The organism is Neorhizobium alkalisoli (assembly GCF_007829835.1).
Lineage (GTDB): Bacteria > Pseudomonadota > Alphaproteobacteria > Rhizobiales > Rhizobiaceae > Neorhizobium.
In genome coordinates, this window is record NZ_VIWP01000001.1 from 436,532 (window position 1) to 452,212 (window position 15,681).

At 61.3% G+C, this 15,681-nt stretch carries 12 protein-coding genes and 1 pseudogene; 4 read left to right on the forward strand and 9 right to left on the reverse strand.

The genetic code is table 11. From position 1 onward, the window contains the following. Nucleotides 1-6 precede the first annotated feature (6 nt). From eutC to FHW37_RS02055, 7 genes and pseudogenes are all read right to left on the reverse strand, one after another. Nucleotides 7-774 carry an ethanolamine ammonia-lyase subunit EutC gene (gene eutC / locus FHW37_RS02025; RefSeq protein ID WP_145631881.1) on the reverse strand — a complete coding sequence of 256 codons (768 nt, stop codon included), beginning with the start codon at nt 772-774 and terminating at the stop codon, nt 7-9. A gap of 1 nt (nt 775) precedes the next feature. Beyond that, the gene (locus FHW37_RS02030; RefSeq protein WP_145633767.1) at nt 776-2,167 is read right to left on the reverse strand and encodes an ethanolamine ammonia-lyase subunit EutB; all 1,392 of its coding nucleotides are present in this window, start codon (nt 2,165-2,167) and stop codon (nt 776-778) included. A gap of 275 nt (nt 2,168-2,442) precedes the next feature. Then, a pseudogene (locus FHW37_RS02035) lies at nt 2,443-3,958 on the reverse strand (ABC transporter substrate-binding protein). A 22-nt stretch (nt 3,959-3,980) separates the two neighbouring features. After that, on the reverse strand, nt 3,981-5,687 hold the full coding sequence (locus FHW37_RS02040) for a dipeptide ABC transporter ATP-binding protein (RefSeq protein ID WP_145631883.1): 1,707 nt from the start codon (nt 5,685-5,687) through the stop codon (nt 3,981-3,983). Beyond that, nucleotides 5,684-6,535 carry an ABC transporter permease gene (locus FHW37_RS02045; protein WP_145631884.1) on the reverse strand — a complete coding sequence of 284 codons (852 nt, stop codon included), beginning with the start codon at nt 6,533-6,535 and terminating at the stop codon, nt 5,684-5,686. Before FHW37_RS02045 ends, FHW37_RS02040 begins: the two co-directional genes overlap by 4 nt. Next, nucleotides 6,532-7,470, reverse strand: a complete 939-nt coding sequence (locus FHW37_RS02050; RefSeq protein ID WP_145631886.1) for an ABC transporter permease — start codon at nt 7,468-7,470, stop codon at nt 6,532-6,534. Before FHW37_RS02050 ends, FHW37_RS02045 begins: the two co-directional genes overlap by 4 nt. A gap of 51 nt (nt 7,471-7,521) precedes the next feature. Next, nucleotides 7,522-8,412: a proline iminopeptidase-family hydrolase gene (locus FHW37_RS02055; RefSeq protein WP_145631889.1), complete on the reverse strand. Its 891-nt coding sequence runs from the start codon at nt 8,410-8,412 to the stop codon at nt 7,522-7,524. A gap of 128 nt (nt 8,413-8,540) precedes the next feature. On the opposite strand from FHW37_RS02055, the gene FHW37_RS02060 reads away from it, so the two are divergent. The 4 genes from FHW37_RS02060 to FHW37_RS02075 all read left to right on the forward strand — a co-directional run bounded on the left by FHW37_RS02060 (nt 8,541) and on the right by FHW37_RS02075 (nt 13,509). Further along, nucleotides 8,541-9,323 (forward strand): helix-turn-helix transcriptional regulator, encoded by a 783-nt coding sequence (locus FHW37_RS02060; RefSeq protein ID WP_145631891.1) that lies wholly within the window; start codon nt 8,541-8,543, stop codon nt 9,321-9,323. A 66-nt stretch (nt 9,324-9,389) separates the two neighbouring features. After that, nucleotides 9,390-10,304 carry a proline iminopeptidase-family hydrolase gene (locus tag FHW37_RS02065; protein ID WP_186458110.1) on the forward strand — a complete coding sequence of 305 codons (915 nt, stop codon included), beginning with the start codon at nt 9,390-9,392 and terminating at the stop codon, nt 10,302-10,304. 77 nt (nt 10,305-10,381) lie between these two features. Beyond that, nucleotides 10,382-10,969, forward strand: a complete 588-nt coding sequence (locus tag FHW37_RS02070) for an IMPACT family protein (protein WP_145633772.1) — start codon at nt 10,382-10,384, stop codon at nt 10,967-10,969. A 194-nt stretch (nt 10,970-11,163) separates the two neighbouring features. Beyond that, a complete protein-coding gene (locus tag FHW37_RS02075) occupies nt 11,164-13,509 on the forward strand; it encodes a methyl-accepting chemotaxis protein (RefSeq protein WP_145631893.1) in 2,346 nt (781 codons plus the stop codon). 90 nt (nt 13,510-13,599) lie between these two features. Here the strand turns inward: FHW37_RS02075 and FHW37_RS02080 are convergent, their stop codons facing one another. Continuing rightward, the gene (locus tag FHW37_RS02080) at nt 13,600-14,133 is read right to left on the reverse strand and encodes a hypothetical protein (protein WP_145631895.1); all 534 of its coding nucleotides are present in this window, start codon (nt 14,131-14,133) and stop codon (nt 13,600-13,602) included. 180 nt (nt 14,134-14,313) lie between these two features. Then, nucleotides 14,314-15,648 carry an aspartate aminotransferase family protein gene (locus FHW37_RS02085; protein ID WP_145631897.1) on the reverse strand — a complete coding sequence of 445 codons (1,335 nt, stop codon included), beginning with the start codon at nt 15,646-15,648 and terminating at the stop codon, nt 14,314-14,316. Nucleotides 15,649-15,681: the final 33 nt, after the last annotated feature.

Genomic DNA, 15,681 nt, shown 5'->3' on the forward strand with positions numbered 1-15,681 from the left:
CGCCCGTCAGCCTTCCAGCTGGACCAGCGCATCCTTCAACGCAACACCGCTAATTGCGACCTTAAAGATATCCGTGACGAGATCGGCGATCGTGTCGGCGGCCTCGCCGATCGAAAGCCCGCCGTCGCGGATATTGGAGACGCAGTTGCGCTTCGAATCCGGCGTGCCGGATTTCGGCGCATAGGTGATATAGGCGCCAAGACTGTCGGCGGCGGAAAGGCCGGGGCGTTCTCCCACCAGCACGATCGAAAGCCTTGCGCCAAGCGCCTCGGCGGCGGGATCACCGAGGGCGACACGCGCCTGCTCGGCCAAGACGATCGGGCCGATCTTCAGGCCCTTCGCACCAAAACGCGCGCCGAGTTCCTCGATCAGGCGCACCGCGTTCATATCGACCGCGCTGGAGGAGAGGCCGTCTGCGACGATAATGGCGATATCCGGCGTTCCAGCCGTGCCGGCCAAGGTCTTCAGCCGCTCCTGCGACGCATCCGACAGTTGGCGACCGAGATCGGGACGGCGGACATAGATGCTGCGGTCCTGCGCACGGCTTTCCACCGAAACACTTTCGAAGCCCAGCCGCGACAACCGCTCGGCAAGATCCTTGCGATCGACCATGGACCAGACGGCTTCGCGGGCGCGAGCGTGATCGAGGAGAAAGGCCTGCGCGGCACGCGTCGGCAGGCCGGCGCCGAAACGGCCGAGCGAGACACGGGCGTCGGTCATCTCTTTCAGATCGATAATGCTATCGGACGTTTCCTGAATGGCGGGTTTCGTCATGTCAGGCTCCGATCAGGTTCGAGCTGGAAATATAGTCGGCGAGAGCCGCCGGAGCGCCGGTCAGCGCGCCGTTGACATTGGTCAGGCCCACCTGCCGCAGCCATTCCTCGAATTCCGGCGCCGGCGGGCGCCCGAGCGTTTCGCGGCAATAGACGGCGTCGTGATGCGACAGGGACTGGTAATTGAGCATGATGTCATCGGCGCCCGGCACGGTGATGACGAAATTGACGTTCGCGGCACAAAGCAGCGTCAGCAGCGTATCCATGTCTTCCTGATCGGCATCGGCATGGTTCGTGTAACAGACGTCGACACCCATCGGCAGGCCCAAGAGCTTGCCGCAGAAATGATCTTCAAGCCCAGCGCGGATGATCTGCTTGCCGTTGAAGAGATATTCAGGGCCGATGAAGCCGACCACCGTATTGACCAGAAGCGGATCGAATTCGCGGGCAACCGCATAGGCACGCACTTCCATCGTCTGCTGATCGACACCAAAATGCGCGTCGGCGGAAAGCGCCGCCCCCTGTCCGGTCTCGAAATACATGACATTGGCGCCCGGCATGCCGCGTTTCAGCGATCGGCCGGCATCATATGCCTCCCGTAGAACCGCCAGATCGACGCCGAAACCGGCATTGGCCTTCTGCGAACCGGCGACCGACTGGAAGACGAGATCGACCGGCGCACCGGCCTCGATTGCCTTGATGGCGGTCGTGACATGCCCGAGACAACAGGTCTGGGTGGGGATGGCAAGGCGCTCGCGCAGCTCATCGAGCAGCGAGACGATGCGGATATAGTCCGCCGTGCTGTCGGTGGCCGGGTTGACGCCGATCACGGCATCGCCGGACCCCATCAGCAGGCCGTCGATGGCGGACGCGGCAATGCCGCGGCTGTCGTCGGTCGGATGGTTCGGCTGGTTACGGGTCGAGAGCCGTCCGGTAATACCGATCGTATTGCGGAAGCGCGTGACCACTTCGCGTTTGGCGGCAACCGAGATCAGGTCCTGCAGCCGCATGATCTTTGAGACCGCGGCGACCATTTCCGGAGTCAGGCCATAGGTCACGGCCTCTAGCTGGCGCTGTCCCGTTTCCGGCTTGAGCAGCCATTCGCGGAAATCGCCGACGGTCATCGAGGAAATCGCCGAAAACGCCTTTGGATCGTGGCGATCGGCGATCAGCTGCGAGACCTCGTCTTCTTCCGACGGGATCAGTTCTTCAGCAAGAAATGCCTTGAGCGGCAGGTTGGCCAGCGCCATTTGTGCGGCCAGCCGTTCGACCGGGCCCTCTGCGGCTATCCCGGCCAGCTGGTCGCCGGACCGTTCCGGCGTCGCCTTGGCCATCAGGTCTTTCAGGTCGTCGAAACGAAAAACTGTCTGTTCGATCGTCGTCGCATAGGACATGGCGGGCGCAATACCGGTTGAGGAGGGTTTTGGCTTCAAGACAAAGCCCGGATGCGGCAAAGCCGGCATCCACCCTTCCGAGTGAATACTACTCGTTCCTCCCGGTCGGTAATTTGAGCCTCCCCGCCCATCACCGGCACCTGGATAATCGTGATCATACGGATGCGGGGCGATTTCAAGGCCTATCTTGCGGCAAGGCCCCATATCGCCGGAAATCATCTGCCAAACGAGGCAAAAGCCCCGCCGTCATGATAACGGCGGGGCGAAAGAACCGATCAGTTCTTGACCGTATCTTCGAGGAAGAAGCGGCCGAGCGGGTTCTGGTAAAAATTCTCGATGCCCTTGCGGGAGACGTTGATATAGGGGCTGTAATAGAGGTCGATCCAGTGGATCGTCGTCCTTGGCGAGCTTCTGGATGTCAACATACATGGCCTCGCGCTTGGTCGGATCGAGTTCCAGACGGGCCGCGGCGACGAGATCCTTGACCTTGTCGTTCTTGTAGCGGGTCATGTAGTTCATGTTGCTGTCATGGCCGAGCACGAAGGTCGTCTTCTGGTCGGGGTCCAAAATGTCGTTGGTCCAGTACATGACCGAGATATCGTAATCGCCGTCGATCAGCATGTTCCAGCTCTGGCTCGGATCGACCTTCTGCAGGTTGACCGTGACGCCGGCCTTGCCGAGCTGCTGCTGCAGGAGAACGGCGATCTGCTCGTCCACCTCGTTGCCGGCATTGACGACATAGTTGAGCTTCAGATCGGACGCACCGGCTGCCGCCAGCATGGCCTTCGCCTTGGCCGGGTCATACGGGTACTGGTAGTTGGCGTCGTAGTGGTAGAGCGAGCCCTTCGGGATGTAGGAATTCGCCACCGTGCCGATGCCGAAGGTGACCGTATCGACGATCGACTTCTTGTCGATCGCCATGTCGAGCGCCTGACGCACTTCCTTCTTTGCGAGCGCACCGTGCTCGTGGTTGATCAGCAGGTGGTCTTCGCGGGTCGAGACATCGGTATGGATGACAAGGTTCGGATCCTTCTTCAGCTCCGCGACGCGCGAGAAGGGCACGAAGATCGCCGTATCGAGCTGACCGGCCTGGACGTTCAGCATGCGGGTATTGTCGTCCGGAACCGAGATCCATTCGACGCCATCGAGCTTGACGCGATCGGCCTGCCAGAAATTCGGGTTCTTTTCGAGGATGACGCGGTCACCGCGACGCCATTCCTTGACGGTGAAGGCACCGGAGGATGCGGTCGGCAGTTCGGCAAAAGCCTCTTCACCGGCTTCGACGGCCTTTTTCGACAGGACCGAGACGTTCGGCAGCGCGAGCTGCGACAGGAAGGGCGCGGACGCGCTCGTCAGCTTGACGGTCAGCGTCTTCGGATCGGTCGCGACAGCCGTATCGACGATTTTGTAGCTGTCGCTCCAGAGCGATTCCTTGCTGTCGCGGATGCGCAGCAGGCTGAAGGCGGCGTCTTCGGCGGTGATCGGCGAACCGTCCGAGAATTTCGCGTCGCGCATCTTGAACGTATAGGTCAGGCCATCGGGCGAGATCGTCCAGCTTTCGGCAAGGCCCGGCTCCAGCTTGGTGCCGGTCTTGTCGACACGGACGAGAACGTCGAAGACGTTCGAAAACACCCAGTTGTCGACGTTCTGGGCCGACTTGATCGGATCGAAAGTCGTCGAATCCTCACGACGGCCGATCGTCAGGATGCCGGCGGCTTCGGCATAGCTGGCGCTGAGCATGAGGGCGGCTGCAAAGGCAGCGCGGCTAATATTTTTCCACCTGTTGGTCATGAAATCGTTCCCTTCTTCTTTGTTACGGCATGCGTTTGACGGATAGAATTGGCACGGACGGCTCGCTCTCGGCTGAACCGAGCAGCGGGCGATCCGGATCGATATCGGGAATGGCGGCGATCAGCGCCGCGGTATAGGCGTGTTTCGGACGCGAGAAGACCTCTTCGGAACGCCCCTCCTCAACGATCTCGCCGCGATACATGACGACCGTGCGTTCGCAGAGATTGCGGACGATTGCGAGGTCATGAGCGATGAAGACCAGCGTCAGCTCCAGATCGCGGGCGAGCTTTCGGAACAGTTCGATGATCTGCGCCTGGATCGTCACGTCGAGCGCCGCCACGCATTCGTCGGCGATGATCATCTTCGGATCGACGGCGAGCGCGCGGGCGATGCCGGCCCGCTGGCACTGGCCACCGCTCATGCTGCGCGGCTTGCGGGTGGAAAATTCGCGTTCGAGGCCAACGAGATCGAGCAGCTCGTCGATCCGCGCCGGGATCTTTTCCCGCGCGATCTTGCCCTGAACCTTCAGCACTTCGGCGAGAGTCTCACCGATCGTCAGGCGCGGGTTGAGCGCGTTGAACGGATCCTGAAACACCATGGCCGCATCCTGCCGCAACCGCGCCAGTCCGGCACTTCTCTGCTGGGCGAGATCGATGCCGTCAAAACTGACATGGCCGGCGGAGATCGGCGTCAGGCCGAGGATGGCGCGAGCGAGCGTGCTCTTGCCGCTACCGGATTCGCCAACTATGCCGACCGTCTCGCCCGGCATGATCTGCAGGCTGATACCGGCGACAGCACTGACGGTGCGGGCAGCTTTGCCCTTGAAGAAACTGCCGCCGACGGGAAACCGGACATGCAGGTCATCGATCTCAAGCAGCGGCCGAGCGGTCGGCTTTTCGGTGGCCGGTGCTGCTGATGGTGCCGCCGGCGTCTCATCCGGCATGGACGGATGGCTCTGGATGAGCCTGACCGTATAGGGATCGCGCGGCGCAGACAGAATGGTCCGTTTCGGTCCCTGTTCCAGCAGCTTGCCGCCGCGCATGACGGCGATGCGGTCGCAGGTCTGGGCGACGATGCCGAGATCGTGGGTGATGAGAATGATCGACAGGCCGCGTTTTTCGCGCAGATCCATCAGGAGTTTGAGGACCTGCGCCTGAACGGTCACGTCGAGCGCGGTGGTCGGCTCGTCGGCAATCAGGATTTTGGGGTTGCAGGAGAGCGCCACGCCAATCATCGCCCGCTGGCGCATGCCGCCGGAAAACTCGTGCGGGTAGCTGTCATACTGGCGCATCGGATCGGGAAACCCGACATGACTCAGGATCTCGATCGCCGCCGCCCGTGCTGCCTTGGCATCAAGACCCTGATGATAACGGATGCCTTCGGAAATCTGGTCGCCGATCTTCATGACCGGGTCGAGATGGCTCGTCGGATTCTGAAAGATCATGCCGATCTCGGCGCCGCGCACTTTCAGCATGTCGGCATCGCTGGCGGCCGTCAGATCCCGACCTTCGAGCAGCACGGTGCCGCTTTCGATCTTCAGGAGCGAGGATGGCAGAAGGCGGACGATGGAGCGGCAGAGCAGGCTTTTGCCAGAACCACTCTCGCCGACAAGGCCAAGGATCTCGCCCTTGGCAAGATCGAGCGAAACGGCATCGAGCAGCGTGCGCGTCTCGCCTTCAAGATGCGCCTTGACGGTAAGATCGCGGACGGAGAGGACGGAGGCGTTCATTCGTGCACTCCGAGCAATTCGCCGAGCGCATCGCCCAGCATGCTGAACCCGAAGGCGAGGCAGACGATGGAGAGGCCGGGAAAGAGCGTGATCCACCAGGCGGTCGTGATAAAACTCTGGCCTTCCGCGACCATGACGCCCCATTCGGCGACCGGCGGCTGTACGCCGAGGCCGAGATAGCTGACGGCCGCGCCGCTGAGAAGCACGAGGACCGCGTCGGACATGGCAAACACGATGGAACCGGCAATGGCATTGGGCAGGAGATGGCGGAACATGATGCGCAGGCGGCCGAAACCGAGGCTGACTGCAGCGACGGCATAATCGCTGTTTTTCAGGACAAGAATCTGTGCCCGGATCAGGCGGGCATAGGACACCCATCCGACCAGCGCCATGGCGATATAGAAGCTGGAAAGGCCCGGCCCCAGAATGGCGATGATCGAGAGCATCAGCACCAGGAAGGGAAAGGCGAGAATGATATCGACGAGGCGCATGAACAGCGCATCGACAATACCACCGAAGAAACCGGCAATCGTGCCCACAACCGTGCCGATGACAAAGGGGAAGGCGACGCCGATCAGGGCGATCTGCAGATCGATGCGGGTGCCCCAGATGACGCGGGAGAGAATATCACGGCCGAAATTGTCGGTGCCAAAAGGATGCAGGAGTGACGGCGGCTGCAGCCGGATCTCGCCATTCTGCAGGATCGGATCGTAGGGTGCAACGAGGGGTGCGGCGATGGCCAACAAGACAAAGGCGAGAAGGATGCCGGCGCCGATCGCCAGCATCGGGTTGCGCCCGAAAAACATGCGCCAGCCGACCGGCGACAGCGTGATCGACCCGGCACTCATAGCTTCACCCGCGGATCGACGGCGACGGTGACGATGTCGGCCATAAAGTTGACGAGCACGGTGGCGCAGGCAAACACCATGGCGACGCCCTGCACCACCATGTAATCCCGCGAAAAGATGGCGCGGACCAGAAGCTGCCCCATGCCCGGCAGTGCAAAGACGCTTTCGACGACGACCGTGCCGCCGATCAGCCAGCCGATATTGACGGCAAGGAGATTGATGGTCGGCACCAGCGAATTCGGCACGACATGCCGCCAGAAGACGATGCTTTCCGGCATGCCGCGGGCACGCGCCGCCGTCGCCACATCGGATTTCAGTGCTTCGATCATCGCCGCGCGCAGGCTGCGGATGAGGACGGTCGAGAGCGACAGGGCGACAGTGAGGCTTGGGAGGATCAGATGCGCCAGCTTGTCGCCGAAAGTCGCGCCGTAGCCCGAAACCGGCAGGAGATCGAGTTTGACGCTGAACAGGATCATCAGCATCAGCCCGAGCCAGAAGGGCGGAAAGCCGATGCCGAAAGTCGAGGCGATGCGCACCGCATGGTCCGGCCCACGCCCGGCATTGCGCGCGGCAAGTGCCGCCATCGGCACGGCGATCAGCACAGACAGGATGACGCTCGACAGGACCAGCGCAAGCGTCGGCTCGATGCGGGTGACGACGAGCTGCAGGACGTCGATCTTGTAAAGGATCGACTTGCCCATCTCGCCATTTCCGAGGTTTTTGAGGAAATACAGGTATTGCTGCCAGATCGGCAGGTCGAGCCCGTATTGCGCACGGATATTGGCGATCGCCGTCGGCGTCGCGCGCGTGCCTAAAATGTTGCGGGCGGGATCGCCGGGAATCAGCCGCACCAGAATGAAGGTGATGACGCTGATGCCGAAAATCACCGGCAGGAATTGCAGGGGTCGGGTGAGGACGAACCTATAACGATGCATGGCGATGCCCGCGCCTCCGTTTGTGTCGGATTTTTACTGGCATGTATCGCATCAGTTCGGCCTGTTGCGCGACAGGAAGTCGATCAGGGCCGGATAATAATCCGCCGGGTTTTCGTAAAACGGCATGTGGCTGGCATTGGCGAAAACCTTGATCTCGGAATTCGGGATCGCGAGCTTCATTTTGAGCGCGCAGGCCGGCGTCAGTTCGTCATGTTCGCCGCAGGTGATCAGCGTCGGCACGGTCATGGCGGGCAGGTCAGGAATGCGGTTCCAGTCTTTCAGGTTGCCGATATAGAGGAACTCGTTCGGCCCCTGCATCGTGCCGTAAGGCCCCATGTTCCAGTCGCCGAGCGAGCGGTTGACCGGCGCCGGCCATTCGGGAAGGCGGCAGACATGGCGGTAGTTGAGAATGGTGACGGCCGCCAGATATTCGGGATGGTCGTAGGTCCCCTGCGCCTCGTGCTTCTGCATCATCGCCACCGTTTCGGGCCCAAGGGCCGCCCGCAGGCGCTCCAGTTCGGAGATCAGATGCGGCATGTCGGCGACGGTATCTTCCAGGATCAGCGTCTGCAGGTTTTCCGGATAGGTCAGCGCGTAATCGATCGCCAGCCAGCCGCCCCAGGAATGGCCGAGCATATGCACCTTGCCGAGCCCGAGCGCCTTGCGCACCGTCTCGGTCTCCTCGACATAACGGCCGATCGTCCACAGCGCCGGATCGGTCGGGCGGTCGGAGGCGCCGGTGCCGAGCTGATCGAAGGCGACGACGCGATACCCCTGGTCGATCAGGCAGGAATGCGCGTCGCGCAGATAATCGCAGGGCAGGCCCGGCCCGCCATTCAGACAGAAGACGGTTTCCGGACCCGAGCCAAAGCTGTAGGCGACGACCTTGTAGCCGTCGACTTCGATTTCGTATCGTGCCTCCGGCTCGATTTCACGCCACATTCAGGGCTCCGGTACCAAGATTTTACTTGCTCAAGATTTGAGCACCGCTAAATTTTGATCTCAAACGGTGCTTAGCGCCAGCTATAAGAAGTGATAGGGTCGCGGGGGAACAGCGGCCGGAGCCAGTTATGATTGACGAGATCGGCACGATCAGGAACCAGTTCACGGCGCATGAAACGCTGGAAGGCCGCATCGACCAGGTGTTCGAGGCGATGAAACGGATCGGCTTCGAGGCGCTGATCTACGACTATACGCCGGTGCCCTACGATCTCGACGGCACGATCATGATCCCGTCGCTCCTGAAGCTGCGCAACATCTCCGAGGACATGCGCGACTACTGGTTCGACCGCGGTTATTTCCGCATCGATCCGGTGCAGCAGGTGGCACTGCGCACCTCCGCCCCCTTCTTCTGGAACTACGATGCCGATGCCGACACGCTGATCCGCCGCTTCATGAGCGAGGATACGGCCCCCGTCGCGCGCTATCTCAGCGAACGCGACATGTCGACCGGCGTCACCGTTCCCGTCCATATGCCGCGCGGCGATTACGCGACGGTGACCGGCGTGCGGTTCGGCGGCAACCGCGAATTCGAGCAGCACGCGCTGCGTTATATCGCCGATTTCAACCTGCTCGCCCACGTCTTCCACGAGGCGGCCTATTCCCTGTTCGATCCGCGCACCTTTGCCGCCGGCACGACAAAACTGACGGAGCGGGAGCGCGAATGCCTGCGCCATTCGGCGGAAGGTCATTCCGCCAAGGAAATCTCCCGCATCATCGACCGCTCGGTACCGACCGTCGTCATGCACCTCAATGCGGCGGCAAAGAAGCTCGGCGCCAAGAACCGCACCCAGGCCGTGGTGCGCGCCACCCATTACCGGCTTCTGGAAGAGCGCCCATCCTATAATTTGTGATAGCTGCAGCGGCAAAAGGCGCCGCGTTATGCTTTCTCCATGATCCGCCTGATGCGGAATTTTGACATGGAGAAGCATGTGGCCGCCATTGCGTCGAAGGAAGCCTTTCTGCCGTTTCGCGAATACCAGACCTGGTATCGCATCACCGGTTCGCTCGACAGCGGCAAGCTGCCGCTTGTCGTCGCCCATGGCGGCCCCGGCTGCACCCATGACTATGTCGACAGCTTCAAGGGCATAACCGAGATCGATGGCCGCGCCGTCATCCATTACGACCAGCTCGGCAATGGCAAATCCACGCATCTGCCGGAAAAGGGACCGGAGTTCTGGACCCCTGCCCTCTTCCTCGAAGAACTCGATGCGCTTCTGAAGCATCTCGGTATTCAGGAGCGTTATGCCTTCCTCGGCCAGTCCTGGGGCGGCATGCTCGGTGCGGAACATGCCGTGCTGAAACCGAAGGGTCTGAAGGCGCTGGTCGTCGCTAATTCGCCGGCCAACATGCATGTCTGGGTTTCCGAGGCGAACCGGCTGCGAGAAGAGCTTCCGGCCGATGTGCAGGCGACGCTTCTCAAACACGAGGAGGCCGGCACGATCACCGATCCGGAATACATCACCGCCTCCCGCGTCTTTTACGATCGCCATGTCTGCCGCGTCACCCCCTGGCCGGCGGAGGTCGCCCGCACATTCGATGCGATGGATATCGACAACACCGTCTATCGCAACATGAACGGCCCGACCGAATTCCACGTCATCGGCACGATGAAGGACTGGACGATCGAAGACCGGCTGCCGCAGATCGAGGCGCCGACGCTGATCATCTCCGGCAAATATGACGAGGCGACGCCGCTTGTCGTCAAACCCTATGTCGATCGCGTCAAGGGTGCCGAATGGGTTCTGTTCGAACAGTCCAGCCACATGCCGCATGTGGAGGAAAAGGAACTCTGCCTCGCCACCGTCTCGGCCTTCCTGTCTCGTCACGACTGACGGACTCAAGGCCACGAATTAGCGAAAACCGCATCCGGCCTCTTCGCATGCCGGATGCGCCGGGTTAGATGAACGACATGTTCGCCCTTGCCTCGACCACGACCTTTGCCCAGGAGATCAAGCGCAGCCGCTTTCTTGCGGTGGCCGGCCCCGTCTCCTATGTCCAGGCGGCCAAGAATTTCATTACGGCAAACAGTTCCGCCGAGGCCAACCACAATTGCTGGGCATGGCGGATCGGTCAGGATTATCGCTTCAGCGATGACGGCGAGCCGAGCGGCACGGCCGGCAAGCCGATCCTGCTGGCGATCGACGGACAGGAACTTGACGGCGTGGCGGTCGTCGTCACCCGCTGGTTCGGCGGTGTGCTGCTCGGCAGCGGCGGCCTGATCCGCGCCTATGGCGGCACGGCGGCTTTATGTCTGCAGGCTGCGGAGAAAACGAAGATCGTCGCGACGATCTCGACCAGCATCGACATCCAGTTTTCTGATCTGGCGCTCGTGAAGGCGCGGCTGAATGCTCTTGCCGAGGTTTCGATCGACGGCGAGCATTATACGGCGAGCGGCGCCATTCTCGACCTGCGTATCGCCGCCGTGGCCGCAGACACCGTTATCCGGACGGTAACAGACCTCACCAGCGGCCGCGCCGTCGTGAAGTCAGAGCCATAACCAGAGCGAATGCATTCAAAGGTTGCGTTTTTCGCGCAAACAAAGATTTTGCTGAAAAACACACAAGCAATGGTAAGTATATTCATACTCAGAAATGACAAATGTCATTTAAATCTGACTTAACTTATTATTATTCGAGCGAATGTAAGTTGCCACTTAGCAAACTGCGAGGTTTGGTTTTCGGGGGCAAGTGAATGTTTTCTATACGGAATGTTCTCATTTCGGCGTTTTTGATCATCAGCCTGGCACTGAGCGCCCTGGTGACAAAGTCCTTCTACGATTCCTACACCCAACGGCAAAGGTTCGACGAAGCCGCGCGCCTGACTGTGCTGGACAAGGCTTTGTTCAACATGCTGCTGAACTATCGTCAGGAACGTGGACAGAGTGCAACGGCACTCAGCATGTCGGCGGAGAAGGGCAAGAATTCGCTTGAGGGCATGGCCTCCTACCGTGGCAAGGTCGATGCAGCGCAGAAGGATCTTGCAGCCGCCGCGGCCTCCATACATGTCAGCGAGCTCGCGCCCCTACTTTCACAGGTGAAGAGCAGCTACGACGCCAATCTGGCACTTCGCACCAAGATTGATCAGCAGCTTGCGCTTGCCGTCGAAGGCCGTGACAAGGCGGTCGCCGATCAGGCCTTCAGCTTCGGCAATGATATCCTTGCCCAGCTGGAAAAGGCTTCGAACGTTACCGAAGCGAACCTTCGCTCGCTCGACAATTCGATGATGGATCTCATCCAGATCCGCTCCAATGCCTGGGGCGCCCGCGCCTCGGCCGGAACGATCGGTGTCAATGTCAACAAGGCTACGGCCGCCGCTGCGCCGCTGTCGCCTTCCGACATGATGGACGTTCTCGGTGCCGAAGCAAGTGTTGCATTTGGCTGGGGACAGGTCCGGACGATGGCCAACCATCCTTCGACGCCGGACGCGCTGAAGGCCGCCGTCGCCAAGGGCGACCGGGAATATTTCGGCGGCAATTTTGCCGACATGCGCGCTGCAATCCTAAAGAAGCTCGCCGTCAATCAGGCGCCGGGTGTACCGTTTGAAGACTGGAAGGCCGCCAGCACGATCGGCCAGGCAGCCATTGCCGATGTTGCCTGGCTCGCCATGGTAACGCTGGACGAGCAGGCCAACGAAACCGCGACGTCTGCCTACTGGAACATGATCTTCTACGCCACGCTGCTGATCGGTGCGATCGCCATGACCGTTGTGGGTCTCCTGATCGTGCTGCGCCGGGTCGTCGGCCCGATCGGTGCCCTGACGGCATCGATGGGTGCGCTTGCAGTGGGTGATACGCAGTCGGCAATCCCGTTTGCCGAACGCAAGGACGAGATCGGCAATATGGCCCGCTCGGTCGAAGTGTTCCGGCAGTCGGCCATCCGCAACAAGGAACTGGAGGCTGCGGCCGAAACCAACCGCGCCAAGGCCGAGCAGGAACGCATCGAAGCCCAGCGTCTTGCCGAAGCGGATGCCGAAGAACGCCTCAACCGTGCAACGGGCGCACTCGCCGACGGTCTGCGCCGGCTTGCCGCCGGCGACATGCTCTGCGAGATCGATACCGCCTTCGCGCCGCAGTTCGAAAACCTGCGCCACGATTTCAACACCTCCGTCAGCCAGTTGCGCCAGGCGCTTCTGAGCGTCGGCCAGTCGGTCTCGACCGTCACCAGCGGCAGCAGCGAGATATCGTCCGCATCGGACGACCTTGCCCGCCGTACCGAACAGCAGGCAGCCTCGCTGGAAGAAACAGCGGCGGCACTCGAAGAGATCACGGTCAATGTCGTCGCGACCTCGAAGCGGACGTCTGAGGCACGTGATCTGGTGCGCAGCGCCCGCAGCCAGGCCGAACAATCGGGTGGCATCGTGCGCAACGCCGTTGCCGCCATGGAGCGGATCGAGCATTCCTCGAAGCAGATCAACCAGATCATCGGCGTCATCGACGAGATCGCCTTCCAGACCAACCTGCTTGCTCTCAATGCAGGCGTCGAGGCGGCGCGTGCCGGCGAGGCAGGTCGTGGTTTTGCGGTTGTCGCGCAGGAAGTCCGCGAACTTGCCCAGCGTTCGGCCAACGCCGCCAAGGAGATCAAGACCCTGATCGGCAACTCGACAATTGCCGTCAGCGAGGGCGTCAAGCTCGTCGACGACACCGGCGAAGGGCTTTCGGCGATCGAAGGCCTGGTCCAGCAGGTCAACACCCATATGGATGCGATCGCGACGGCCGCGCAGGAACAGTCGTCCGGCCTTGCGGAAGTCAACACGGCCGTCAACCAGATGGACCAGTCGACCCAGCAGAATGCCGCAATGGTCGAAGAGATGAATGCCGCGGGCGCCAGCCTCTCGCAGGAAACCAATGCGCTCAATGAACTGCTGCAGCATTTCCAGCTGGGTCAGCAGACCGGCCGTCTGCGAGAAGTCGCCGGCCGGATGCGCACGGCATCCGCTGCGCCGGCAACAAGGCCTGCGGCGAACTATGCCGCCCCTGCTGTTAGGCCAAAAAGTAATGCAGCCCAAGCACTCGCCAGCGAAAGCTGGGAAGAGTTCTGATCAAAAAAGCCCTCCAACCAAGTTGGAGGGCTTTTTCATTGGGCCAATAGGCAACTATCAACGGCATGATCGCACTGATGGCAGAGACATTCACTTGGCCTGCGCTTCGAGCAGTTTTGCGATCCCTTCGTAATAATCGGCGGACGAGCCGTTCTTCACGGAAGCAAAATGGGCGCTGACGGCACGCGCCCCGCGCAGCGCCGCCTGAAAAGCCTCGATCCGCGCCGGCGTATCGGGTTGCCGCTTCTCGATATCGCCATTGACGAAGCGCCCGACGCGGTAACCGCTGGCATCATCCACGACGCCAAGACGCGGCATGCCGGCCTGCATCTCGCCGTAGAAAGCCCCACCCGTGCGACCGTTATCGCGCCGCCGCAGCATGCCGGCACCCGAAGCTTTTCCGTCGGTACACGCGCCGGTCCAATAGATCGTTCCTGTTCCCAGGGAGGCAGGCGCGACGAAGCTGCAATTGCTGACGGGATCATTGCGCCAGGGCAAAGGCGCTATCTGGGCAAAAACCTCATCCGACAAAGCCGGCGTGACAAGCATAAGCGTGGTCAATAGCCAGCCAGACCGCGATATAAGACGGACCGACGTCTTCGACATCGAAAGGGGCTTCTGCATGGCTTGCTCTTGCATTCTTGCACCGGGACGGAGGGTCGCATTTGCCACGTATGACTGACTTTGTTCGGCAAGTGGAATCACGACACGCCCAGTGTGGACCGATCGCTTTCGAGGCACAATCGGCAAGCCTGCGGCAGAGGCAGGCAAGGCCGGCGACAGAGCGCCGACCTTGATGTCTTATCAGGCAGCGCGCTTCAGCGCATCGCCGATGATCGAGACGATCGTACCGATCTGCTCGCGCTCGACGATGAGCGGCGGCGACAGCGCGATGATATCGCCGGTGACGCGGATCAGCAGGCCCTTCTGGAAGCAATCGACAAAGACGTCATAGGCACGCGTGCCCGGAGCGCCGTCGCGAGGTGCAAGCTCGATGGCGCCGACAAGGCCGAGATTGCGGATATCGACGACATGCGGCAGGCCCTTCAAGGAATGCAGCGCCGTTTCCCATTCCTGCGCCAGATCGGCCGCGCGGGTGAGAAGGCCTTCTTCCTCATAGATTTCCATCGTCGCAAGGCCAGCGGCGCAGGCGACCGGATGGCCGGAATAGGTGTAGCCATGGAAAAGCTCGATTGCGTTTTCCGGACCGGTCATCAGACCATCATAGATCTTGCGGCTGGCAAACACGGCGCCCATCGGCACAGTGCCGTTGGTAATGCCCTTGGCTGTCGTGACGAGATCGGGGACCACACCGAAATAGTCGGTGGCAAACGGCTTGCCGAGGCGGCCGAAGCCGGTGATGACTTCGTCAAAAATCAGCAGGATGCCGTATTTGTCGGCGATCGCCCGCAGGCGTTCCAGATAACCCTTCGGCGGCAGGATGACGCCGGCCGAACCAGACATCGGCTCGACGATGACGGCAGCAATCGTTTCTGCGCCATGCAGGCCGACCAGACGTTCCAGATCCTCGGCCAGCTCGACGCCATGCGCCGGCAGGCCCTTGGAGTAGGCGTTGCGCTCGACATCCAGCGTGTGGCGCATATGGTCGGCGGGGATCTGCGGGAAGACGCGGCGATTGTTAACGAGGCCGCCGACGGAAATGCCGCCGAAGCCGACGCCGTGATAGCCCTTTTCACGGCCGATGATGCGGGTGCGGGTGCCCTGACCGATGGCGCGCTGATAAGCGATGGCGATCTTGAGCGCCGTATCGACCGACTCGGAACCGGAGCCGGTGAAGAACACGCGGTCGAGCTTGGCCTCGGCACCGCCCGGTGCATGTTCGGCCAGCTTGGAGGCGAAATCGAAGGCGATCGGATGGCCCATCTGGAAGGTCGGTGCGAAATCGAGTGTCGACAGCTGTCGTTCGACGGCCTGCGAGATCTTCTTGCGGCCATGGCCGGCATTGCAGCACCAGAGACCGGCCGTGCCGTCCAGAACCTTGTTGCCGTCGACATCGGTGTAATACATGCCGTCAGCGGCCGCGAGCAGGCGCGGAGCCGCCTTGAACTGGCGGTTTGCCGTGAACGGCATCCAGAAATTCTCGAGATTGACCGTATTGGTCTTGGTGACGTGATCCATGCTTGCCTCCGTTGAGTGCCCCTGAGTTTTGCC

Bases quoted from the DNA above. Each gene is read 5' to 3' on its own strand.
- FHW37_RS02055 (WP_145631889.1), bottom strand. From the start codon at position 8,412: ATGTGGCGTGAAATCGAGCCGGAGGCACGATACGAAATCGAAGTCGAC.
- FHW37_RS02040 (WP_145631883.1), bottom strand. From the start codon at position 5,687: ATGAACGCCTCCGTCCTCTCCGTCCGCGATCTTACCGTCAAGGCGCAT.
- FHW37_RS02045 (WP_145631884.1), bottom strand. From the start codon at position 6,535: ATGAGTGCCGGGTCGATCACGCTGTCGCCGGTCGGCTGGCGCATGTTT.
- FHW37_RS02030 (WP_145633767.1), bottom strand. From the start codon at position 2,167: ATGTCCTATGCGACGACGATCGAACAGACAGTTTTTCGTTTCGACGAC.
- FHW37_RS02050 (WP_145631886.1), bottom strand. From the start codon at position 7,470: ATGCATCGTTATAGGTTCGTCCTCACCCGACCCCTGCAATTCCTGCCG.
- eutC (WP_145631881.1), bottom strand. From the start codon at position 774: ATGACGAAACCCGCCATTCAGGAAACGTCCGATAGCATTATCGATCTG.
- FHW37_RS02075 (WP_145631893.1), top strand. From the start codon at position 11,164: ATGTTTTCTATACGGAATGTTCTCATTTCGGCGTTTTTGATCATCAGC.
- FHW37_RS02080 (WP_145631895.1), bottom strand. From the start codon at position 14,133: ATGCAGAAGCCCCTTTCGATGTCGAAGACGTCGGTCCGTCTTATATCG.
- FHW37_RS02060 (WP_145631891.1), top strand. From the start codon at position 8,541: ATGATTGACGAGATCGGCACGATCAGGAACCAGTTCACGGCGCATGAA.
- FHW37_RS02065 (WP_186458110.1), top strand. From the start codon at position 9,390: ATGGAGAAGCATGTGGCCGCCATTGCGTCGAAGGAAGCCTTTCTGCCG.
- FHW37_RS02085 (WP_145631897.1), bottom strand. From the start codon at position 15,648: ATGGATCACGTCACCAAGACCAATACGGTCAATCTCGAGAATTTCTGG.
- FHW37_RS02070 (WP_145633772.1), top strand. From the start codon at position 10,382: ATGTTCGCCCTTGCCTCGACCACGACCTTTGCCCAGGAGATCAAGCGC.